We start from the raw sequence: 23,111 nt of genomic DNA, 5'->3' as shown, positions 1-23,111 counted from the left end.
TTTAAGCCCTTGTTTTTTATTTTTTTATTTATTATATGGTATGCTGATTCCATTAAAATGTTTGTCCTAATTTTAAAAAAATTTTGCTAAAGGGGACGGTTTCCATCAACGTTTTAGCCATTTCCGGGTATAAACCATTTGAATTAGGGATTTTTAAAAAAGATCATCCATCTGCGGCATTTATTAAAGCGGCGATAAAAAAAGCACTATTGCCAAAGGTTGAAGAAGGGCTTGAATGGGTGTTAATCAGCGGACAGCTTGGAGTTGAACTGTGGGCAGCCGAGACCGTATTTGAATTGCAGGTCGAATATCCGGAATTAAAACTGGCAGTTATTACTCCTTTTCTAAATCAGGAAGCCTCGTGGAATGAACATAATAAGGAATGGTATGAATCCGTACTGATGCAAGCCGATTTTGTGGATTCGGTAACTAAAAAGGGATATGAAAAACCATGGCAATTCCGCTTAAAAAATCAATTTTTCCTTGATAAAATTGATGGTCTTTTACTGCTTTATGATCAGGAGAAGGAAGGCAGTCCGAAATATTTATACGAATTAGCGGTAAAGTATCAAGAGGATCATGATTATCTAATTGAATTGATTACCTTTTATGACCTGCAAATGATTGTGGAAGAGGAACAATTAAAGCAAACGGAATATTAGTTTTATAGGTATAGCTGCTTATCTTCATAATATAATGATAATTGGGAGCAAGTCATTTTTAAGCTACATGAAAATTGACAAAACCGCATATTTTTGAAAAAATAATAAGTAATGATGGGCGAATTTGAGGTGATTTGAATGCTGTCAGATAAAGTGAAATTAACGGCAAAGGATATATTAGAGAAAGAATTTAAAACGGGTGTCCGCGGTTATAAACAAGAAGAAGTGGATAAATTTCTAGATTTGGTTATTAAAGATTATGGAACAATGCATCAGGAAATTGAAGATCTTCAGCAAGAAAATTTGAGACTGCGTAAACAGCTTGAAGAAGCAGGCAAAAGACAGCCAATGGCTCAGCCTGCCGGCACAACTAATTTTGATATACTAAAGCGGTTATCGAATCTTGAAAAGCATGTATTTGGCAATAAATTATATGATTAACAAGAAATCCCGTAATTTCCTAATAATAACCATTGAATTTACGGCTTGAACTACATATAATAGTTAAGTACTCATTAATAACGTTCGGGTAATCGCTGCAATTTGCTTTAGGCGAATTGTTGAGGAAAGTCCATGCTCGCACGAAGCTGAGATGCTCGTAGTGTTCGCGCCTAGCGAATTCATAAGCTAGGGCAGCCGGCGTCTGCCGGTTGACGGCTGGGAAATACCTAAGTCCTTTTGGATATGGTATGAGTACCTATAAAAGTGCCACAGTGACGTAGTCTTTCCAGAAATGGAAAGGGTGGAACGGGTAAACCCCGCGAGCGAGAAACCCAAATTATGGTAGGGGCATCTTCCCAGAGGAATTGAACAAAGGGAAGGACAGATGGTTTCCATCTGTAGATAGATGATTACCGCCTTTGTACGAGACATTTTGTCGTTTGGAGTACGGAGGAACAGAACATGGCTTACAGAACGTTTTTAATGAATGAATCATGCAAATTATTGCCCTCCAAATCGGGAGGGCTTTTTAATTGCTTACATACGTAATAGGTTGAATTTATTTTTTTTAGCCAATAATGATACAGGATTCTTTTAACATTACATACATTAAGGGTGAAATAATGGGGACATATCAAATAATCGCAACAGCGGCAATGGGACTGGAGGCATTAGTAGCCAAAGAAGTTCGGACGCTTGGATATGATTGTCAGGTGGATAATGGGAAAATCACATATGAAGGAGACGAATATGCGATTGCCCGAAGTAATTTATGGCTGCGAACGGCGGACCGGATCAAAATTAAAGTCGGCGAATTCAAGGCATATACCTTTGATGAGCTTTTTGAGCGGACAAAGGCACTACCATGGGAACAATTTCTTCCTGAGGATGCAGAGTTTCCCGTAATTGGAAAGTCAGTGAAATCAAAGCTGTTTAGTGTATCCGATTGCCAGGCGATCGTCAAAAAAGCAATTGTGGAACGGATGAAACAACATTATAAACGAAATAGCTGGTTTGAAGAAAATGGTGCTTTATACCGTATTGAAGTGGCGTTATTAAAGGATGTCGCGACCATTACCATCGATGCCAGCGGACAAGGATTGCATAAACGCGGCTATCGGGCTGCCCAGGGGGAGGCGCCGTTAAAGGAAACTATGGCTGCTGCACTTATCATGCTGACCAATTGGCATCCTGACCGTCCATTTTATGATCCTTTCTGCGGCTCTGGTACGATTCCAATTGAAGCAGCATTGATTGGGCAAAATATCGCTCCAGGCTTTAATCGTGATTTTGTTTCTGAGGAGTGGAAGTGGATTCCACAAAAGGTTTGGGATGAGGTCCGGACAGAGGCAGAGGATTTAGCTAACTATAATCAGCACCTTGATATTACCGGTTCGGATATTGATCATCGAATGGTTAATATCGCCCAAGAAAATGCATTTGAAGCTGGTTTTGGCGATATTGTCCAGTTTAAGCAGATGCAGGTGAAGGATTTCACCACCTCCAAGGAATACGGTGTAATTATTGGCAATCCGCCATATGGAGAACGGATTGGCGAGAAAAATGCTGTGGAAGCAATGTACCGCGAGATGGGACAAGTATTAAACAAGCTTGATACATGGTCGATTTATATCTTAACTTCAAATGAGGAATTTGAACAATTTTACGGCAGACCGGCAACAAAAAAACGGAAGCTGTTTAACGGTTCAATTCGGACGGATTTATACCAATATTGGGGCAAAAGGCCGCCGCGTAACAAGGAATTGGACAATAATTAATATCGGGTAGCGTCGTTTTGACGCTATTCTTTTTGTGGAGGGATATGTTTGCAGAACAGCATGCCATTTACGGTTGCAAAGACGGAATCATTTTATGATAAATTAAACGAATGGATTGGCGACGTATTTTATGACATTCTGCCGGAAGCGGGGTTTGAACTCCGCGATGAGCAAATATTTATGGCCTTTCAGCTTGAAAAAGCGTTTAAGGAGAAAAAAGTCATGTTTGCCGAGGCGGGGGTTGGAACAGGAAAAACCATCGTTTATTTGCTTTACGCGATCATGTATGCCCGATATACCCATCGCCCAGCAATCATTGCTTGTGCGGATGAGACCTTGATTGAACAGCTGGTTAAAAAAGAAGGCGATATAGCTAAATTGGAGCAGGCATTAGGGTTGAAAATTGATGTCCGGCTCGCAAAATCTCAGGAACAATATTTATGTTTGAAAAAACTTGATCAAGTACGGGATTTTTCCGACGAAATCAGTGATCTATATGAACAGCTGCCAGACTTTGTGCATATGACAGGGTCGATGCAGAATTTCAGCAGGTATGGTGACCGTAGAGATTATCCGTCATTGCCTGATGAAGTATGGACAAAAATCAATTGGGATTCGCTTCAGGATTGTTTTTCCTGCGATAAGCGCCATCGCTGCGGGTTAACTTTAAACCGCGAATATTACCGTCATTCGAAGGATTTGATTATTTGTTCGCATGATTTTTATATGGAGCATATTTGGACGAAGAATTCTCGAAAACGGGAAGGCCAGCTGCCGCTGTTACCTGAGCATTCTTCTGTTGTCTTTGACGAGGGGCATTTGCTAGAATTTGCTGCTCAAAAAGCATTAAGCTACCGTTTTACCGATTATACATTGGAAACGCTGCTGACAAGATTAATGGAGAATGATGTCAGGGAAAAAACATTATATACAATCGAAGAGGCATTAATAGAAAATGAGGCCTTCTTTAGTTCACTTTCTCAATTTGCGAAACGGACACAAGGCTCGGAAAAGCATATGATTACGAAACATCCTCTTGTTATGAAACAGTGCCGCAAATTACTCGCAAAGCTGCAAGAGATTGAAGAGGAGCTTGTCTTTGAAAGTGAATTATTTGTGATTGATGAATATGATTTGAAAATCGTCGAGGAATATTTGGAACAAATAACATACTCCTTGTCGCTATTCCTTCAGGAACTAAATGGGATTACTTGGTTCGAGGAGTCTGGGGCAGAACATACACTTGTCATTATGCCGAAAATGGTGGAAGAGGTGATGAGGGAAGAGGTTTTCTCACAAAAGAAACCATATATCTTCTCTTCTGCTACTTTATCAAATGAAAAATCGTTTGATTATATTGCTGAGAGTCTAGGAATTGATGATTATTTATCATTTTCGGTTGCTTCGCCATTTGATTATGAGAAAATCATGCAAATTTGTCTGCCATCGTTTAAAAAGGAAGATTATGTGAATAAAATTCACTATGTGCATCAACAGCTTCGCTTATCTGAAGGCCGGGCATTAATACTCGTAAATAACCAAGCAGAACTAGCAGCGGTAAAAGAAAGCCTTAGACGGGAGTCTTTCCCATTTCCTATTTATTATGAAGGGGACAAGGAGATAAGTACGTTAGTTTCCAAGTTTCAAAATGAGGAGCAGGCTGTTCTTTGCTCTATTCATCTTTGGGAAGGTCTTGATATACCGGGAAGGTCACTTGAAAATGTGCTGATCTTTTCCCTCCCATTTCCACCCGATGATCCGGTTTTTACTGCGAAAAAGAATGGTTTGGAGGATCCATTTGCCCAAGTGGATTTACCATATATGCTGCTTCGCCTCAGACAGGGAGTGGGCCGGTTAATCAGAAGTGAACAGGACTGCGGGAAGGTTCATATTCTATTGCATGAAGAGCTTGATCCGGTGGTTTTAGAAAAAATAAAAGCTGTTTTGCCGGTACAAATAGACTAATAAAAAAGCGGAAGCATCAGGCGCTTCCGCTTTTCATTTACCATCTTCCTAATGCTTTTTTTCCGTCTTCTGTCATTTTATCCGGGGACCATGCTGGCTGCCAGACGAGGTTGACATCGACATTTTTTACTTCTTCAAGTGCTTCGACACAGTAGCGGACACCGCTTGTAATGCTGCTATGGAGCGGACAGCCTGGGGTAGTTAAGGTCATCGTTATTTGAACATTGCCCTCATCCGAAATACCGACTCCATAAATTAGGCCTAAATCTACTACATTAATATTTAACTCCGGATCATAAACACTTTTTAATGCGTCAAGAATTTTTTCTTCTAGATTCATGATAAACACCTCGTTTATTTTTTTAGAACATTAATGATGGAAAGTGCAATCACAACAAATGCAAGCGAAACAGCAAATTGTCCGATATTAAACAGCATTACTGATTTTACAATTAAGGAACAAATAATAATCCATACCGCTGCAATAAAAACTGACAGGACTGGAACAATGATTTTTTCATTCATCATATCCTTCAGCGCAGGGACTTTCGTCTTACCGATTTCTTTGCTGTACTTATGGGTCCACCATAGAAAGGGGACGATTTTATATAAATAGCCGGTAATGCTAAGGATAATCCAAAGCAGGATATAAGAATAAACAAGAGGTCCGGCAAACTCACTAAATGCTCGCGACCATAACAGGATAAAGGCTGCTAAATGGATGATATTTCCGAATCCTATCGCTGCTAAGGAAAATGAAAATGGTTTATCCAGCTTTTTCTTTAATCTTTTTTTAATAATAATGCTGACATGCCAGCTAAAGATGGAAAAGCCAATCAGCATGAAAAGGAAGCCTGCCTTTATGAGAAGTCCTTGTCCGGTAAAGAAAGAAATCACGGTAATGACAAGTCCCGACACATAAAAGCCATATACAAATCTGGCATGAACCATCGGGAAACCATGTGATAATGAAAACATCGGCACCATCTTATAGGAAAATCCGAAAATTAACAGCGTAAACCATCCAGTAAGCCCCATTAATAAATGACTTTTAAATATGGCTTGATAATAGTAGGCGCCTGTCCCTGTTTTTAAACAATAGATGAGTGTTATGCCTAATGAAATGGTTAAAAATAAACAAATCAATGCAGTCCCGACAAATGCGGATAAGATGTTTGGCTTTGCCTGAGTTTTAAGTGTCATCACCATTTGGAATAAAAACATTAAAATTCCCAGCAAGGTCATAATACCCGGTATCATCGCATCACGAGGCGCCCAATATAGGGCTGCTGCAAATAAGATAATGCCAGCTCCTGTAATAAAAAACTGAATAAAGCCGAACGTTTCATTCCATATTTTTGTCAAGAAAGCGACGGGTACGAGCTGATACATCGAGCCCATGGCGGCCATCAAGGCCCAGCCAAGAATTAAAAGGTGGGCTGCCGACCATATGGCCGGAACTCGAAAGCCGCCGCCTGTCATCATCTGCCCGTTGAATAACAGCACAAGCTGTGATCCTGTTAGGGCAAGTAAACTAAAAATAATAAATGAGAAAGGAAGCTTTATATTCGTTTCACTTCCTAAGTTTTGCGGAAGCATATATTCACCTTCTTAACGGAAGATTTCAATTTTGAAACTACCGTCGGATTGTTCTTCAGTTCGCTGTTTATAGCCTAGCTCTTCCAGCTGTTCATACAGGAACATCGGTCTTCGATCATTAATAATCGTTAATACTTCATCATCTTTCATCTTCGTCAATGCGGCTAGTGTCCGCATCATTGGCTGCGGCGGTTCAAGACCGCGATTATCTAATACATTCATAATTGTCCACACTCCTAATTGTTTTTTGTAAAAGTTACTTTCCAGTGCTTTTTCTCAATTTCTTCAGCATCATGTGAAAAGCCTTTTGCTTTTAAGACGGTAAACAACGGAGTCGGTTTAAACGGAGCATGGAGAATAAAGACATCATCCTTCTTACATTCTTTTACCGCCTCCATAATCTTTTGAAATGGTTCAATCTTATTTTTCAAATCTTCACGGACATCTAGTTCAATAATTTTACGTTCCATTCCAATCATCCTTTATCTGATATTTTTAAATTAATAATTCCGATTGCAATCCTTCGCGATCAATAAAATAATCGCCTTCTTCAGTTTGGAGAATATGTTCTTTCTTTTTTAACAGATTCATTGTCCGACTGACGGTTTCTCTTGAAGTACCAATCATGTTGGCTAATTCACGGTTTGTAAATTGGGTCGTCAGTCTGACACGTTCGCCGCTTTTTTCTCCGTTCGATTTACAAAGCCTAATCAGCAGCAAAACAATTTGTTCAAAGGTATTATGAAGGACTTGAGCTTCTAATCTTCCTTGCAAATCAACAATTTTTTCTCCCAGCACTTTAAAGAGTTTAATACAAAGTTCAGGGTAGGTAAGTAGAATTTCCTCAAATTTATCAATTGGAATGACGATTAATTGAGCATCTTCGATCACCTCTGCATGGGCCGGAAAATTTCCTTTTCGAAAGAACCCGGCGTGAGGAAACATTTCCCCCGGTTCTAACACAGAGACAATTTGTTCTTTACCGGTGAAATCTGTTTTATATATTTTGATTTTGCCGCTATGGATAAAGAAAACTCTGTCAAGGGGGTCATCCTGCATGAAAACATACATTTTATGCTTATAAAAACGGGTTTGCGCGATTTCAATGATGGGCGCCAATTCATCTGCTGAAAGTTCTTTAAATAAAGGAACATCAGACAGCCTTTTTTCAATGTCTTCCTTTCTCATTAAACATCACCTTCGTGTTATTAATTCCGATTCGCTTTCATTGTAGCAATGTCATCACAGGAAATATGTGACCTGCGTCATAGAATCTTAGTTTTTGTGAAAATAATTCTCAATGTGACAAATGTGTGAAAATATGAGCAGTAGTGTGAGAAAAATCACAGTACAAAAATGAATCAACTCACTATATACGAATTTAATGAGGGCTAGAATAAGTCATGTAAAAAAATAGAGAGGATGACTTGCATGGAAATACAACGGGGAGCACCAACCAAAATGGTGAAGGAAAATAAGAATGCCCTATTGAAGTCCATTTTAATAGTGACCATTTTAATCAGCTTTACCGTCCTGCTTGGCGGCGGCTATTGGATCTTTAAGGAGCAGGCGCCAAGACCGCTTGAAATAACCAATCAAAAAGGTGAAGTGCTGCTGACGAAAAAGTCTATCATGGGCGGCCAGGCAGTTTGGCAAAAATACGGGTTAATGGATTATGGTACAGTGTTAGGTCATGGGTCATATATGGGACCAGATTATACAGCTGAGTCTCTGAAAATATATACGGAAGGAATGCAGGATTTTAAAGCAAATCAACAATTCGGTAAAGACTTTTCTTCCTTAAGTGAAGATGAAAAATCAATCATTAAGAATCAAGTCATTAAGGAAATGCGGAAAAACCGCTATAATTCTAGTAAAGATTCGCTGCAGTTAACCGATGCGCAAGCCTTTGGACTGGAAAAAATAAGAGAATATTATAAGGGGATTTTCACAAAAGGCGATGGCTGGGGCTTAAAGGCAAATCTAATCAAAGATTCAGACATTCCCAAGACCGACCGGGCCTATGTTGATAAAGGCGACCAAATCAAGCAAATATCTGATTTCTTCTTCTGGACCGCTTGGCTTTCCAGTACTGTTCGTGGAGGTGATAAGATTACATACACGAATAACTGGCCGTATTACGAGGATGCCGGCAATCATATGTCCTTTTCGGCAGTTTGGTGGAGCGGCGCTAGTATTACGATTTTAATTTTAATGGTAGGGGTCATATTATACTTTTTCTATCGCTATCAATTTAGCATGAAAGAGGCATACAAGGAAGGGAACTTCCCGCGGATTGATTTACGAAAAATGCCGGTAACAAACTCCCAAGTAAAAACAGGGAAGTACTTTACAGTTGTTTCGGTGTTATTCTTTGTACAATGTATGTTTGGGGCTTTGCTTGCTCACTATTATATTGAACCGGACAGCTTCTTTGGAATAAAGTGGATTCATGATATCCTTCCATTCAACATCACAAAAGGATATCACCTGCAGCTGGCGATCTTCTGGATTGCGACCGCCTGGCTTGGTATGGGGATTTATGTTGCACCGCTTGTTGGCGGCTATGAGCCGAAGAAGCAAGGTTTATTGGTAGATATTTTATTCTGGGCATTGGTTATTCTTGTCGGCGGCAGTATGGCAGGCGAATGGCTTGGAGCAAAAGGCTATCTCGGAAACAACTGGTTCTTGCTAGGTCATTCCGGCTGGGAATATATCGAACTCGGAAGGGTTTGGCAGCTGATACTCATAGCAGGGATGTTCATCTGGCTATTTATTGTCTTCCGGGGAATTAAAGCTGGGCTGAAGAAGGAGTCAGATAAAGGCGGCTTGATCCACTTATTATTCTATTCTGCAATTGCAGTACCTGCTTTTTATATCTTTGCATTATTTATAAATCCTGATACGAGCTTTACCTTCGCCGATTACTGGCGCTGGTGGATTATCCATCTATGGGTTGAAGGGATTTTTGAAGTATTTGCGGTCGTTGTCATTGGGTTCTTATTAGTGCAATTAGGTCTTGTAACAAAAAAATCAACTGTAAGACAATTGTATTTTCAGTTAACTTTACTTTTAGGAAGCGGCGTCATCGGCATTGGCCACCATTATTATTACAATGGGTCCGCAGAGGTTTGGATTGCGCTGGGTGCCGTATTCTCGGCATTAGAAGTTATTCCGTTAACATTGTTAATTCTTGAAGCATATGAACAGTATAAGATGATGCGTGATGGCGGTGTCGATTTTCCATACAAAGGCACATTCTGGTTCCTTATTTCCGTTGCAATTTGGAACTTAGTGGGTGCGGGCGTGCTGGGCTTCCTAATTAACCTGCCGGCTGTTGCCTACTTTGAACATGGACAATTCTTAACACCAACACACGGGCATGGTTCGATGATGGGCGTATACGGTATGTTTGCCTGCGCCGTATTGTTATACTCATTACGAAATATTGTGAAACCAGAGGCATGGAATGATAAATGGATTAAATTCAGCTGTATTATGCTGAATATCGGACTTGCCGGAATGGTCTTTTTCTCATTGCTTCCAGTAGGGTTCATGCAAATTAAAGAAGCATTCTATCATGGATATGCTGCAAGCCGGTCATCGACCTTCTTAAAACAGGATCTTGTTCAGACGATTTTGACCTGGCGTGCGGTGCCTGACACCATCTTTTTAATCGGAGTCATAGTCTTAACCCTGTTCTGTATTAAAGCGCTCTTCAATTTACGTAAACCAACTCATAAAGAAGAAGAGAAGCTGCCGGTGAAGGATCTTTCGGTTGATGAGGAGTAAGAATGGGAAATCCGCAAGGTTAGCCTTGCGGATTTTCTGTTTCTTTTGAAATGGCTCCTTGGCAGTCAAAACAATAGGTTTGTTTATCATCTGTAATAACGCCGTTAAAAAAGCCGTCCAAACAATAAATATCCTTCCCGCAGCATTTACAGGATCCAACTAATTCTTTCAATATTACTACCTCCAAATCCCCTATTAACAAAATCATGTTGAAAGTGTGATAGGGTTCACTATTCATTGTTAAGTCATTTTTTATAATGAAATAGAAGTTAACAAAATATAAGGAGTGAAAATGATGCAAACATTTACAAAAGTTATCAATGTACCAGATTATCCGCCGAGGGAAAAACATCCAACCATTTTTAAGGCGTTTGATGAATTAGCCGCCGGTGAAACGATGCAAATCGTTAATGATCATGATCCAAGACCGCTGCTCTATCAATTTATGATGGAAAGACCGGAGCAGTTTACTTGGGAATACCTTGAAGAAGGACCTGAAACTTGGAAAGTGTTTATAAGTAAGAAGTAATCTTGGCAATTGGCTGAAAAGCCTTAGCCGCTTCACTCTCTCTAAACGTTTGATTGTATATTTTTCATAAGTATCCTCTTTTTTTCCATAAATTTATTGTACAACAGAATTTATTTCTGTTGTCTTTTTTTGTATAAATTTTTCAGAAGAATATGATAAGATTTAATTATGAAAAAGGGGGAAAGAGTCATGGAAATTGTACAAGTAGAAAAAGAGTTTTTGGAATATGTTAAAAAAATGACCGCCTACAATGAAGCCCTCGGTGTTATTTATTGGGACTTAAGGACGGGGGCGCCGAAACAGGGCGTTGATCAAAGGTCAGAAGTGATCGGATTATTATCGACGGAAGTATTTAATATGTCTGTATCAGAAGAAATGGCCGCATACATAGCGAATTTATCAAAGGCAGAATTGCCGGAAACGACTAGAAAGATTTTGGAGGAATGTAAAAAGGATTATGACCTGAATAAAAAAATTCCGGCAGGGGAGTACAAAGAATTTGTGATTCTTCAATCGAAGGCTGAAAGTGTCTGGGAGGAGGCAAAGGAAAAGGCCAATTTCCAGATGTTTCAGCCATACCTTGAAAAGCTGGTGGAGATGACCAAACGGTTTGCCGGCTACTGGGGTCATCAAGAAAACGTATATGATGTACTGCTAGATTTGTATGAACCAGGCATTACGGTCAAGATACTAGACAAGGTATTTGGAGAATTAAAAGAGAAAATTATTCCATTAGTAAAGCAAATTGAGGCATCTCCAAATAAACCAAAGACGGATTTTCTTTTTCAATTATTCCCCAAAGCGCAGCAGCGTGATTTAAGCCTGGAGATTCTTGCACAAATGGGTTATAACTTCGACGCCGGCCGGCTTGATGAGACTGTGCATCCTTTTGCAATCGGCCTAAATCCTGGTGATGTACGGGTGACCACAAAATATGATGAGCAAGACTTCCGTTCTGCCGTTTTCGGCACTATTCATGAGGGCGGCCATGCGTTATATGAGCAAAATATTTCTAAAGCTTTAATTGGCACACCGCTTTGTAATGGCACTTCTACAGGAATCCATGAATCACAGTCACTATTCTTTGAAAATATTGTTGGACGAAGCCTGCCATTTTGGAAAAGGAATTATTCAATATTAAAAAAATTCGCCAGCGGGCAGTTTGATGATGTGGAGATTGACGACTTTTACCGGGCCATCAACGAATCAAAGCCATCCTTTATTAGGATTGAAGCTGATGAGTTGACCTATCCGCTTCATGTCATTATTCGCTATGAAATCGAAAAAGGGTTATTTGATGGGGATATCGAAGTAAAAGACCTTCCATCTATTTGGAATGATATGTACGAGGAATATTTGGGAATCCGTCCGGAAAACGATGCTCAAGGGGTGCTTCAGGATGTCCATTGGGCAGGTGGCAGCTTTGGTTATTTCCCATCCTATGCCCTGGGGTATATGTATGCGGCCCAATTTAAGCAGGCCATGTTAAAGGATCTGCCGAACTTTGACCAGCTGCTTGAAACAGGCGACCTGCGGCCAATAAAAGAGTGGCTGACAAATCATATCCATCAATATGGAAAATTGAAAAAACCGCTGGAAATCCTGAGAGATGTAACAGGTGAAGGCTTAAACGCCCAATACCTGATTGATTACTTGTATGATAAATACGGAAAGGTGTATCAATTAAATTGAAACGCTTATACCCGATTATTTTGATTACTATTAGTGCATCCTTATGGGGAATTATCGCGATCTTTGTCCGTAAGCTTTCCAGTATAGGATTTTCCTCAATGGAGATAGTGACAATCAGAGTGGTAACAGCAACAATTTTACTTTGGATTATTGGACTTATGAAGTACCGCCAGCAAATGAAGATTCAAATATCGGATCTTAAGTTATTTGTTGGGACGGGAATTTTTAGCATTGTCTTGTTTAACTGGTGTTATTTTACCTCTGTGAACCAAATGAATCTGTCTTTAGCGGTCATTTTACTGTATACGTCACCGGCATTTGTCACTGTGTTATCGTTTCTATTTTTAAAGGAAAAAATGACCTGGGTTAAAGTCGTTTCAGTGACCGGAACAATCCTCGGCTGTATTCTGATTGCGGGTGTGAGCCAAAATGATACGGCATCACTAAGTACAATCGGAATAATTACCGGTCTTGGAGCCGGTTTCGGTTACGCCCTGTACAGCATTTTTGGAAAATTTGCATTGGAAAAATATCAGCCCTATACCGTAACATTCTATACCTTTTTAGTCGCTTCAGTTGCGTTGGTCCCGCTGACTCATTTATGGAATAAGGGAAGTTTATTAATGAACGGAGATGTATTGATTTACGGAATCGGCTTTGGACTGTTCCCGACTGTCATTGCCTTTCTCTGCTATACAAAGGGGCTTGAGAAAATTGAAAGCAGCAAGGCTGCGATCATCGCAACAGTAGAACCGGTTGTTGCGACGATATTAAGTTTACTGCTTTATAAAGAGAGCTTTGGCACGATTCAGGCGATTGGTTCCATCGTAATTCTGGCATCGGTCATTATTGTCAATCTCCCGAAAAAACAAAAGGCTTCAATCACTTAAGATTGAAGCCTTTAATATTAGAGTTAAGCTATCGTATTTCCTTTTACCAAGTTTTGAATCCTTTTGACCCAGGAGGGGCATTTTGGATGATATCGATAAATGGAATCGTGTAAGCGAACAGAATTAGTGCGGCGGTAATGCCGAGCCACAATTTCCAGTTTTCGAATACCATTGGTGCTTTTTCCTCAAGATTTTCCGCCACACCAACAGGGAATTCTTCGTCTCCTTTTGGTGCGAAAAAAGCAAGGTTAATGAATATTATCAAGACTAAGATAATGCCAAGGAATAAAATGGTTCCGCCGACTGCTTGAGCGATTTGGTACGGAATCCAATCCAGTGCCTGCTGAGAATCACCGTAAGTTGAGAAGGATGAACGGCGCGGTCCGCCTAACAGACCTTGGATATGCATCGCCCCAGACATGAATGCCATTCCAATAAACCATACCCAAGCTTGGATAATGCCTAACTTATTCATGGCCTTCGTTAATTTACGACCGGTTAAATGCGGTACAAGCCAATACGAAATTCCAAAGAAAGTTAACACAACAGATGTTGCAGCTGTTAAATGGAAGTGTCCGGTTACCCAAATCGTATTATGAACAACCTGGTCCATTTGGTTAGAAGCGTTAATAATACCGCCTGCACCTGCAGGAATAAAGGAAGCCATTCCGATAAATGGAACTGTGAAACGGGCATCGTTCCATGGAAGTACCTTAAACCAGCCGAAAAGGCCTTTGGCGCCTTTGCTGCGGCCATATCTTTCAAATGTAGCAAACAAAGAGAATGCTGTCATTAATGATGGAATAACAACCATAAATGTTAAAACGACTTGTAAGAACTTCCATGCAGGATCAATCCCTGGTTCGGTTAATTGGTGGTGGAAACCAACCGGAATTGAGAATAGCAGGAATAAAATAAATGATAAACGAGCCAATGAATCCGAGAATATTTTTCCGCCGATAATTTTCGGAATAATCGCATACCAGCACATATAGGCAGGAAGCAGCCAGAAATATACAAGCGGATGGCCAAAGTACCAGAATAGGGTACGGCTAACTAATACGTCCACGCGGTCAACTAAACCTAAGGACCAAGGAAGCAATTGGAATAATACAGTTGCGGCAACGCCAATAGTTGCGACAATCCACATTACAGTATTAATTACGGCCATAAAGCTTAACAGCGGGCTTGGTTTTCCCGGGTTGTTTTTCCGCCATTTGGCATAAGTCATAATTTGCGCAGCCCCATCAACCCAGCTGCCGACGACAACAAAGGTTAAGCCTAAGTAAAAAATCCAATGTGCTTTTAGCGGTGCATAGAATGTATAAAGGACAGATGCTTCGTTAAGTAAGATCATGGTTCCGGACATAAGTGTTCCAGCGGTCATTAACCAAAAACCAATCCATCCTGTGCGTCTGGCAGCATTTGAATGCGGACCAGCTGTTCTGCTTACAGCTGCATATTGAAACCCCATGATAAAAAACGTTGTCAAAACAAGTCCCATTAATACTCCGTGAGCGGTTAAAACTTGATAATAGCCAATTCCTAGCGGCAGTTCAAATTTTCCGGAGCGGACAAGGGTTTGTAATAAACCCATTAATCCGCCAAGGGCGAGTGCTCCAAAGGCGACGAAGAAGTGTGCCATTGAAAGCTTTGCATCTTTAGGGTCAACTTTTGTTTTTGCTGAATAACTGTTTAGCATTATTTAACCACCTCAATTTTCGAGAACATTAAATGGTGACCTGAACCGCAGTACTCATTACATACGATTAAATATTCACCGGCTTTATCGAATGTTGTTGTATATTCACTGATATAACCAGGTTCAAGCATCATGTTGATATTTGTTCCTGCTACTTCAAAACCGTGAATAACATCCTTTGTAGTAGCGATAACTTTTACTTTTGCACCAAGCGGAACTTCAACTTTTGCTGGATTATAAGAAAATGCAGATGCCACATAAACTAGTTCATAATCCCATTCCTTACCCTCTACCTTATGTAGTCCGGGCTTATCGAATGGCTTTGTTGTATCCACCTTTTCTGAATCGATGGTAGTCAAACAGCTAGGCGGTTTGTTGCCAAGGTAGAAGGCGCTTACACCTACTGTTGTTAAGAAAATAATCAGGCAGCTGATCCCAAATATCAGCCAAATCTTCTCCAATTTATGCATATGCATAATTTTTCCCCCTTAATTTTTTAGAAACGATCTACGAATAGGAAGTAGACGCTTAGCCATGAAATGATAATGAATAACCCTAAGAATAAAACTGATGCAAATGTACCCTTTAACGAAGAGCTGTCTTCCACTTCGGTTTTTTGTTTCATTTTTACAACCGTTTTTAATTCTGCTTTTGCCATCCGTAAACACTCCCTTCCGAAAGTTTGGAAAATAAATTTAGTAAGTTCTCTTTCATAATACAAAACAATTGGGAAAGTAAAATATGAAATATCGCAGTTCACAAATTGTTCATTACTAAGGTATTTACTATGGTAATGTTAAAAACTTGATATAACAGTGATTTAAGTCACAAACCACTAGCTGTAAATGTGAAGAAAATGTGAATTATCACATTTCAGATGTGATTTTACTAATTGAATATTTGTAATCTAAATCACTTCTTTTTTCTGTCACATTGTAGAAATGACAGAAATAAAATAACAAAAAAACTGTTTTTTTATTTTCGAAAAGAGAGTGGTGGATTATGGAGAAATATTATTGTGAACAGTGCAGATTGCTATATAACAAAATGGAACCGTGTAAAATATGTGGAACGATTGCCAGTAATAAAATCAAAATAGAAGTGCAAAAACAGCCGGAAAAATAAATAATTTAAAAATTGGAAAAGATTGTGCGATGCTTGTCCATCCATCCTGTTATATAATGAAAGGGCACAACAACAACAACCTTCAAAACGTTTGCTTCTCCATCGGGGGAGCTTTTTTTATTTCCACCCCGTTAAACAATCCGCATAATTCTGTTCAGGCTGGAAAAAATACCCGTAAATAGGTTAAGGGGTTTGATTATGCCGATTATTATTTCAGCAGCAGAAGCTATACCTCCATATGAAATCAATCAAGGAACAGCAAGCATGTTTGCGAGAGAGTTATTTTCCGATTCATTTAAAGATATTGACAGACTTTTGAGAGCTTTTCAGAATGGGCAAATTGAGAAGCGGCATTTTGTGAAAAATGTAGATTGGTTTAGAAAAAGCCATTCATTTGAAGAGAAGAATGACGCATACATTGAATCGGCCGTTTCCTTAGGAAAAGAGGCTATTGAGAAATGCTTGACTAATACTTCGTTACTTAATAGGCAGGTCCAAGCGGAAGAAATTGACGCCATCTTTTTTATCTCGACAACGGGGCTTGCCACACCATCGATTGAGGCAAGAATTATGAATCTGCTTCCGTTCCATGCAAACACGAAACGGATTCCGATATGGGGCCTTGGCTGTGCAGGCGGTGCCGCTGGGTTATCCAGGGCCTATGAGTATTGCTTGGCATATCCAAAGGCAAAGGTTCTTGTCCTTTCGGTTGAACTATGCAGTCTTACATTTCAGCATAACGACATGTCTAAAAGCAATTTAATTGGTACCTCTTTATTTGCGGATGGGATTGCCTGTGTACTGGTTTGTGGTGATGAGTGTGATCTTGATAAGATTCGAAGAAAAAAGACTATGCCTTCGATCATGGCCGTTCAGTCAACATTAATGCCGAATTCCTTGGATGTAATGGGATGGGATGTTAAAAATGAAGGGTTATATGTTGTTTTCTCTAGAGATATACCACATATCGTCGAAAGCTGGCTTAAGCCCAACGTAACGAGTTTTTTACAAGAGCATCGTCTTAATTTCGAAACAATTGATTATTTTATTGCACATCCAGGCGGTAAAAAAGTCTTGGATGCCTATGTAAAAGCATTAGACATCCCCGGAGCAATGACGAATATATCATTAGAAGTCTTAAAAGAATACGGGAATATGTCATCTGCAACCATTTTGTATGTGCTGCGGCGTTATTTAGAGATGGAGATCCCGCGCGGCTCTTACGGCTTATGCACTGCACTTGGCCCGGGATTCAGCTCGGAATTACTGCTATTGAGGTGGTTTGATTGAACGATTTCTCCCTTTTTATTTGGTTTATTAGTTATTTATTTGTCATTCGCATTACCGAATTAATAATTGCAAAAACTAATGAAAATTGGATGAGACGAAGGGGAGCGATCGAATTCGGAGCTTCCCATTATCCTTATATGGTTTCGATGCATATCCTCTTTTTTATCTCATTGATATTTGAAAAAGTGTTTTTCAATCGCGGGCTTGCAGCGGTTTGGCCGGTAATTTTTACGGTGTTTGTTTTAACGCAATTTCTTAGGGTCTGGGTTATTGCCTCGCTTGGTAGGTATTGGAATACCAAAATCCTTGTCCTCCCAAATGCAAAGGTAATAATGAAAGGACCGTACCGTTTTTTGAGACACCCAAATTATTGTGTCGTTTCACTGGAATTCATTGTGATTCCATTGCTGTTTTCAGCCTACTATACGTTTGTGGTCTTTTCGTTATTAAATTTAATTATACTCAGCGTAAGAATTCCCGAGGAGGAAAAAGCGCTCAAGAGTCTGACGGAATACGAAGGGAGCTTTCATGCGCATAAACGATTTCTGCCTAAGCTTGTTAAATAAATGTGACAATTTTTTAAGGACAGTTGAAAACGATTATCACCTGTGCTAAAATCTACTTAACAATGAAATTCATTCTCATGTACTAGTATGCTAAGGAGAGTGTTACATATGGCTTATGCTTTTGTAGGCGGAACCATTATTATTTACGCATTTGTCATGAAGCACGTATTAAAAAATGTTACCCAATAAAAATACTTTTCATTATGGTCAAGGAGTTTAACACTTCTTGGCTTTTTTATTTTTTTCTGTAAAATTGTAATTCAGTACAGTGTCAAGGTAGGAAAAGTTTAAATTATCGTATAAAATAAAGAATATTATCATGTTGCTAAGGGGAATAAAACAAAATGGTTAAAACAGCAAATCCAAATGAGACAATCCAGACATTAAAACAAAAGATTGTCTTACTATATGAATATTTTATAGAGCAGAATGATACCGAAAATGCCGAAAAAGTAAAACAGCTGGCGAAAAAGCTCGCAAATCGAGAATACGCGATTGCTTTCTGCGGCCATTTTTCAGCAGGCAAATCAACGATGATCAACAGAGTTGTCGGTGAAAATTTACTGCCATCGAGTCCAATCCCGACCAGCGCCAACCTGGTAAAGGTGAAATCCGGCGAGGATTATGCAAAGGTATTTTTCAAAAATGAAAAGCCGCGTCTTTATTTAGCGCCATATGATTATGGGCTGGTAAAAAATTATTGCAAGGATGGAGACAAAATTGAAGCAATTGAGATTAGTAACAGCGATTCGCAATTGCCGCCCAATACGGTGATAATGGATACACCAGGGATTGATTCGGCAGATGATGCCCACCGGATTGCTACGGAATCAGCCATTCACCTTGCTGATTTAATTCTTTATGTCATGGACTATAATCATGTTCAGGCAGAGCTTAACTTTTTGTTCACGAAAGAGCTGACAGAGGCTGGAAAAGATGTTTACTTAGTTGTAAACCAAATTGATAAACATAAAGATGAGGAACTGGCGTTTATAGACTTCCAACAAAGTGTGATCGATAGCTTTGGCTCCTGGGGTGTCAGACCAGCAAAGATTTTTTATACAACATTGAAATATAAAGACCATCCATTGAATCAATTTCAGGAGCTGCAGCAATTTATTGCAGACCATTTGGCTGCAAAGGATGAGTATTTGCTGCCATCAGTATTTCATTCCTTGAAAAAGATTGCAGCGGAACATACCGAGCAAACAAGGAAGACAGAGAAAGATAAGCTTTCATCCGTTTTTGACACATTAAATGAATTATCTGATCAGGAAAAGACAGAGTTGATGGAATCTTATCAAAAGCTAACTTCTGAGCTTGCTTACTTACAAGACAGCACCAGTCAATGCGAAAAGGAATTTGATGAGGGTGTTAATCAAATATTAAAGAATGCCTATTTAATGCCGTTTCAAACAAGAGAACTTGCTGAACGGTATTTAGAGTCATGCCAGCCGGAATTTAAGGTAGGCTTCCTATTTTCAAAGCAAAAAACGCTTGAGGAGAGAAACGCCAGGCTGAAAACGTTTTATGAAGACATTGTTGATAAAACAAAATCACAGCTTGAATGGCATTTACGTGAATATTTACTAAAGACTTTAAAAGAAACAAAATTAAATCAAGGGGAATTGCTCGGGCTTGCACAATCTTTTTCATTAACCGTCCCTGAAACAATACTAGTTAATGCCGTAAAGCCAGGTGCCCGCTTAACAGGTGAATCATTGCTTCATTACACCGAGGATGTGGCGAATGGTGTAAAAAAGATTGCAAGAGATCAGCTGGCTGATTTTAAAGAAAACTTCATGCATGCCGTTTCGGAGCAAACCGCGAAACTGAAAGCTCAATATGATAAGAAATATAGTGAAATGGAGAAATATGTAGACGCATTGTCTGCCATCCAAACCTATCAGCAAACTATAGCAGGGAAATCGCAGCATATTAACGATCTTTTAAACTGCTCGGAAGAATTTAATAGGGATGACCATCATTTATTTGACGAGGAAGAGGAAGAATACGAGCTAATTAAATCAGATCAGCAAATAACGCCTATTAAACGTGAAAAAATTGAACAGCCGGTTAAGCAAAATAATGATGTGGATTCAACAACTGTGAAACCAGCCGCTAAGCATGCGGAGGATCATTTGAAAACGACTGTGGCGCGGCTTAAGCATGCATCCGGCTTAATTTCTGAATTACCGGGCTTTCAAAAGCTTTCAGCTGAATTAATCGAGAAAGCCGGCAGACTAGAAAACAAAGGCTTTACCGTTGCTTTATTCGGTGCTTTCAGTGCAGGAAAATCTTCCTTTGCCAACGCTTTAATGGGAGATAAGGTATTACCGGTTTCACCGAATCCAACAACGGCAGCCATTAATAAAATCAAGCCGGTAACCCCGGAACATAAGCATGGAACGGCTTTGGTCAAGTTTAAGGAAAGTGCGGTCATGCTTGAGGACGTTAACCGATCACTAAAGGTTTTTGATTTACAGGCGAAAGATTTTCAAGAGGCGGCCAAAGTCATTGATGAAATGATGCTTGAGAAAGGGCAGGCCGGCGTTTTAGAGAAAACACATTTTGCTTTTCTTAAGGCATTTACAAAGGGCTATTCTTCTTTCGTGTCAAAGCTTGGAACGATTTTAGAAACAGACCTTAACGAATTTAATGAATTTGTTGCATTGGAAGAAAAGTCCTGTTATGTCGAATGGATTGAGCTTTATTATGACTGTGAATTAACGCGAAAAGGGATTACGCTTGTAGATACACCAGGGGCAGATTCGATTAATGCACGTCATACTGGGGTTGCTTTTGATTATATTAAAAATTCGGATGCCATTCTTTTTGTTACTTATTATAATCATGCCTTTTCAAAGGCAGATCGTGAATTTTTAATTCAACTGGGCCGTGTTAAGGAATCCTTCCAGCTTGATAAAATGTTCTTCATTATTAATGCAATCGACCTTGCCGAAAATGATGAAGAAAAAGAGGCAGTTTGTGATTATGTAAAAGAGCAGTTAATGAAATATGGGATTAGAAATCCGCATCTATATCCGTTATCAAGTCTGATGGCATTACGGGAGAAAACAAATCAGGCTGTTGCAGTGCCATCAGGAATGGGCCGTTTTGAGCAGGATTTCTCAGCATTTATTTCCAACGATTTGACGCAAATGGCCGTTTCCGCTGCGGAAAAGGAAGTGGAAAGGGTTCAGGATGTTGTAAATAAGCTCATTCAAACAGCACAAGAAGATCGAAGCATAAAAGAGGAGAAAAGGCTTGATATTGAACGGCAGAAGGGAGCAATCAGCAAGTTATTAGCTAAACAAACTGCTGATACACTTAACAGCCGGATGGTTCAGGAAGCCGAGGAATTAATCTATTATATTAAACAGCGGGTCTTTTTCCGTTTTGGTGACTTCTTTAAGGAAGCATTCAATCCTTCTACTTTAAAGGACGATGGCCGCAACTTGAAAAAAGCACTGCAGTCGGCACTTGATGAATTTTTGGAGAGCTTCGGTTTCGATTTTGCCCAAGAGATGCGGGCAACCACTGTAAGACTTGATCGATTTGCGGAAAAATTATTTGCGGAATATCAGGAAGCGCTAATCCGCCATCTGCATGAAATTAACCATGATCTATCCTTTTCAAGGTTTGAAGCACATACCAATAATGAGCTGGATTTCCCGAATGCCTTTAGCAAGATAGAATCGCAGGTATTTACAAAAGCATTATCCAATTTTAAAAATCCAAAAGCATTTTTTGAAAAGGATGAAAAGAGATTTATGTCGGATGAGCTGAATAACATCTTAAATCCATTGGCAGATCAATATTTACAGCGGGAGTCTGAGAAAGTAAAGCAGTATTACCAGGATGAAATTACAAATGAGTTCAGCCGTTTACTTGAACAACTCAAGGAACAGTCGGACGATTTCTATTTAAGCTTATTAGCTGCATTGGACGGTGGTGTATCGCTTGATCGTCTGGTGGAAATAAGGGGAAAATTAGCGCATTGATGAGGGGGAAATGGCTTGAAATATTTAGTTGATCATGAATGGCTGTTTAATCATCTGCATGACAGCAGGATTAGAATTGTCGATTGCCGTTTTTCATTAGCCGATAAGGAGAAGGGACACCGGGATTATACAGAGGGACATATACCCGGTGCTGTTTTCTTTGATATCGAAAAGGATCTTTCCAGTCCTGTTGGAGTGCATGGCGGTCGTCATCCGATGCCTGATTTGGATGAGTTCATTCATAAGCTGGGGGAGGCAGGCATCGACGAGACCGTTACGGTTATTGCCTATGACAATGGTGAAGGAGCATTTGCCGGCCGCTTTTGGTGGCTGCTGCAATATTTAGGCCATGAACAGGTATTTGTGCTAAATGGTGGTTTCAAGCAATGGAAGGAAGCAGGTTCTCCAATCACTGCGGATGTGCCTTCGTTTGATAAGGTTCAATTCCACAGCATTATTCGTGAAGAATTTTTGGCGGACGTTGAAGAAGTTAGAGCGGTATCAGCCGGTAAGAAAGATGCTGTTTTAATCGATTCGCGCGAAGCAAAGCGTTATTTAGGAATCGAAGAGCCAATTGATAAGAAGGCCGGACATATTCCGGGAGCGATTAATAAGCCTTTTATAGAAGGGTTTGAAGCCGGAAAATTTAAATCTGCCGCTGAGCAAAAGGAACGATTTGCTGACGTCGATCCTGAGAAACAAATTATTGTTTATTGCGGTTCAGGTATTACCGCGACGCCCAACTTCCTTGCTTTAAAGGAAGCTGGTTTTGAAAAAGTAAAGCTGTATTTAGGAAGCTTCAGCGATTGGATTAGTTACGAGGACAATAAAATCGACTAAGTATTTACACTGTATATATGATATAATGGAAGACGTGTTGTTTTTAACTGTCAAGTACAAGCGCCCAGATTGGTGTTCTTCACTAAACGGGCGCTTGCGCTTTTATTGTCCAGCTCCAGCGCTAGGGGCTCGAGGTCACAAGTCAATCCGTCAAGAAGGCTAAAAAGCAGCCTTCCTGCCTGCTTGTCTTGTGCTTTTCGCCCCTGAGCAAGGCGCTTACGCTTTTCTAATGGGAG

General features: G+C 39.8%; 21 protein-coding genes and 1 other RNA gene. 13 read left to right on the top strand and 9 right to left on the bottom strand.

Going from position 1 to position 23,111, the window contains the following annotated elements; genetic code table 11:
* The first annotated feature begins 104 nt into the window (after positions 1-104).
* From A6749_RS02705 to A6749_RS02685, 5 genes are all read left to right on the top strand, one after another.
* Entirely contained in the window at positions 105-662 is a 558-nt protein-coding gene (locus A6749_RS02705) for an SLOG family protein (RefSeq protein WP_066400708.1), read from the top strand.
* Between the two features lie 138 nt (positions 663-800).
* Positions 801-1,103, top strand: coding sequence for a cell division regulator GpsB (gene gpsB / locus A6749_RS02700; protein ID WP_066384916.1), 303 nt, complete (start codon positions 801-803; stop codon positions 1,101-1,103).
* 80 nt (positions 1,104-1,183) lie between these two features.
* An RNA gene (rnpB, locus tag A6749_RS02695) (RNase P RNA component class B) lies at positions 1,184-1,578 on the top strand.
* 148 nt (positions 1,579-1,726) lie between these two features.
* Entirely contained in the window at positions 1,727-2,881 is a 1,155-nt protein-coding gene (locus A6749_RS02690; protein ID WP_066384911.1) for a THUMP domain-containing class I SAM-dependent RNA methyltransferase, read from the top strand.
* A gap of 60 nt (positions 2,882-2,941) precedes the next feature.
* Positions 2,942-4,846, top strand: coding sequence for an ATP-dependent DNA helicase (locus tag A6749_RS02685; protein ID WP_066400697.1), 1,905 nt, complete (start codon positions 2,942-2,944; stop codon positions 4,844-4,846).
* A 37-nt stretch (positions 4,847-4,883) separates the two neighbouring features.
* Here A6749_RS02685 and A6749_RS02680 read toward each other — a convergent pair whose 3' ends face one another.
* From A6749_RS02680 to A6749_RS02660, 5 genes are read right to left on the bottom strand one after another with little or no spacing between them, the layout of a single operon-like run.
* Positions 4,884-5,186 carry a metal-sulfur cluster assembly factor gene (locus A6749_RS02680; RefSeq protein ID WP_066384909.1) on the bottom strand — a complete coding sequence of 101 codons (303 nt, stop codon included), beginning with the start codon at positions 5,184-5,186 and terminating at the stop codon, positions 4,884-4,886.
* Positions 5,187-5,200: 14 nt separating this feature from the next.
* Positions 5,201-6,445: a hypothetical protein gene (locus A6749_RS02675; RefSeq protein ID WP_066384907.1), complete on the bottom strand. Its 1,245-nt coding sequence runs from the start codon at positions 6,443-6,445 to the stop codon at positions 5,201-5,203.
* A 12-nt stretch (positions 6,446-6,457) separates the two neighbouring features.
* Complete coding sequence (locus A6749_RS02670; RefSeq protein WP_066384905.1) at positions 6,458-6,667, bottom strand: DUF2249 domain-containing protein; 210 nt, start codon at positions 6,665-6,667, stop codon at positions 6,458-6,460.
* Between the two features lie 14 nt (positions 6,668-6,681).
* Positions 6,682-6,915 carry a DUF2249 domain-containing protein gene (locus A6749_RS02665; protein ID WP_066384902.1) on the bottom strand — a complete coding sequence of 78 codons (234 nt, stop codon included), beginning with the start codon at positions 6,913-6,915 and terminating at the stop codon, positions 6,682-6,684.
* Between the two features lie 25 nt (positions 6,916-6,940).
* The gene (locus A6749_RS02660; RefSeq protein ID WP_066384896.1) at positions 6,941-7,633 is read right to left on the bottom strand and encodes a Crp/Fnr family transcriptional regulator; all 693 of its coding nucleotides are present in this window, start codon (positions 7,631-7,633) and stop codon (positions 6,941-6,943) included.
* Between the two features lie 243 nt (positions 7,634-7,876).
* Between A6749_RS02660 and A6749_RS02655 the strand changes: the two genes are divergently transcribed.
* The gene (locus A6749_RS02655; RefSeq protein WP_066384894.1) at positions 7,877-10,237 is read left to right on the top strand and encodes a nitric-oxide reductase large subunit; all 2,361 of its coding nucleotides are present in this window, start codon (positions 7,877-7,879) and stop codon (positions 10,235-10,237) included.
* Positions 10,238-10,256: 19 nt separating this feature from the next.
* Here the strand turns inward: A6749_RS02655 and A6749_RS28555 are convergent, their stop codons facing one another.
* Complete coding sequence (locus A6749_RS28555) at positions 10,257-10,409, bottom strand: hypothetical protein (RefSeq protein WP_164745678.1); 153 nt, start codon at positions 10,407-10,409, stop codon at positions 10,257-10,259.
* 123 nt (positions 10,410-10,532) lie between these two features.
* Between A6749_RS28555 and A6749_RS02650 the strand changes: the two genes are divergently transcribed.
* The 3 genes from A6749_RS02650 to A6749_RS02640 all read left to right on the top strand — a co-directional run bounded on the left by A6749_RS02650 (position 10,533) and on the right by A6749_RS02640 (position 13,348).
* Positions 10,533-10,766, top strand: a complete 234-nt coding sequence (locus tag A6749_RS02650; RefSeq protein WP_066384893.1) for a DUF2249 domain-containing protein — start codon at positions 10,533-10,535, stop codon at positions 10,764-10,766.
* 189 nt (positions 10,767-10,955) lie between these two features.
* Positions 10,956-12,458: a carboxypeptidase M32 gene (locus tag A6749_RS02645; RefSeq protein WP_066384891.1), complete on the top strand. Its 1,503-nt coding sequence runs from the start codon at positions 10,956-10,958 to the stop codon at positions 12,456-12,458.
* Entirely contained in the window at positions 12,455-13,348 is an 894-nt protein-coding gene (locus A6749_RS02640; RefSeq protein WP_066384888.1) for a DMT family transporter, read from the top strand. The genes A6749_RS02645 and A6749_RS02640 overlap by 4 nt, the downstream gene beginning before the upstream one ends.
* Before the next feature lie 43 nt (positions 13,349-13,391).
* Here A6749_RS02640 and A6749_RS02635 read toward each other — a convergent pair whose 3' ends face one another.
* Genes A6749_RS02635 through A6749_RS02625 form a run of 3 tightly spaced genes read right to left on the bottom strand, consistent with a single transcriptional unit; the run spans position 13,392 to position 15,708 of the window.
* Positions 13,392-15,050, bottom strand: a complete 1,659-nt coding sequence (locus A6749_RS02635) for a b(o/a)3-type cytochrome-c oxidase subunit 1 (protein ID WP_066384886.1) — start codon at positions 15,048-15,050, stop codon at positions 13,392-13,394.
* A complete protein-coding gene (locus A6749_RS02630; RefSeq protein ID WP_066384884.1) occupies positions 15,050-15,526 on the bottom strand; it encodes a cytochrome c oxidase subunit II in 477 nt (158 codons plus the stop codon). Before A6749_RS02630 ends, A6749_RS02635 begins: the two co-directional genes overlap by 1 nt.
* A 20-nt stretch (positions 15,527-15,546) precedes the next feature.
* Positions 15,547-15,708 (bottom strand): cytochrome c oxidase subunit 2A, encoded by a 162-nt coding sequence (locus A6749_RS02625; RefSeq protein ID WP_066384882.1) that lies wholly within the window; start codon positions 15,706-15,708, stop codon positions 15,547-15,549.
* Positions 15,709-16,373: 665 nt separating this feature from the next.
* Between A6749_RS02625 and A6749_RS02620 the strand changes: the two genes are divergently transcribed.
* The 4 genes from A6749_RS02620 (at position 16,374) to A6749_RS02605 (ending at position 22,875) form a co-directional block, all read left to right on the top strand.
* Positions 16,374-17,465, top strand: coding sequence for a type III polyketide synthase (locus A6749_RS02620; RefSeq protein ID WP_066384880.1), 1,092 nt, complete (start codon positions 16,374-16,376; stop codon positions 17,463-17,465).
* Entirely contained in the window at positions 17,462-18,031 is a 570-nt protein-coding gene (locus tag A6749_RS02615; RefSeq protein WP_066384878.1) for an isoprenylcysteine carboxyl methyltransferase family protein, read from the top strand. Before A6749_RS02620 ends, A6749_RS02615 begins: the two co-directional genes overlap by 4 nt.
* A gap of 344 nt (positions 18,032-18,375) precedes the next feature.
* Positions 18,376-22,035 carry a dynamin family protein gene (locus A6749_RS02610; protein ID WP_066384876.1) on the top strand — a complete coding sequence of 1,220 codons (3,660 nt, stop codon included), beginning with the start codon at positions 18,376-18,378 and terminating at the stop codon, positions 22,033-22,035.
* A gap of 15 nt (positions 22,036-22,050) precedes the next feature.
* The gene (locus tag A6749_RS02605) at positions 22,051-22,875 is read left to right on the top strand and encodes a sulfurtransferase (protein ID WP_066384874.1); all 825 of its coding nucleotides are present in this window, start codon (positions 22,051-22,053) and stop codon (positions 22,873-22,875) included.
* Positions 22,876-23,111 lie beyond the last annotated feature (236 nt).

This window comes from Neobacillus mesonae (genome assembly GCF_001636315.1).
Lineage (GTDB): Bacteria > Bacillota > Bacilli > Bacillales > Cytobacillaceae > Neobacillus > Neobacillus mesonae.
This window is presented reverse-complemented; position numbering and strand designations above follow the sequence as displayed.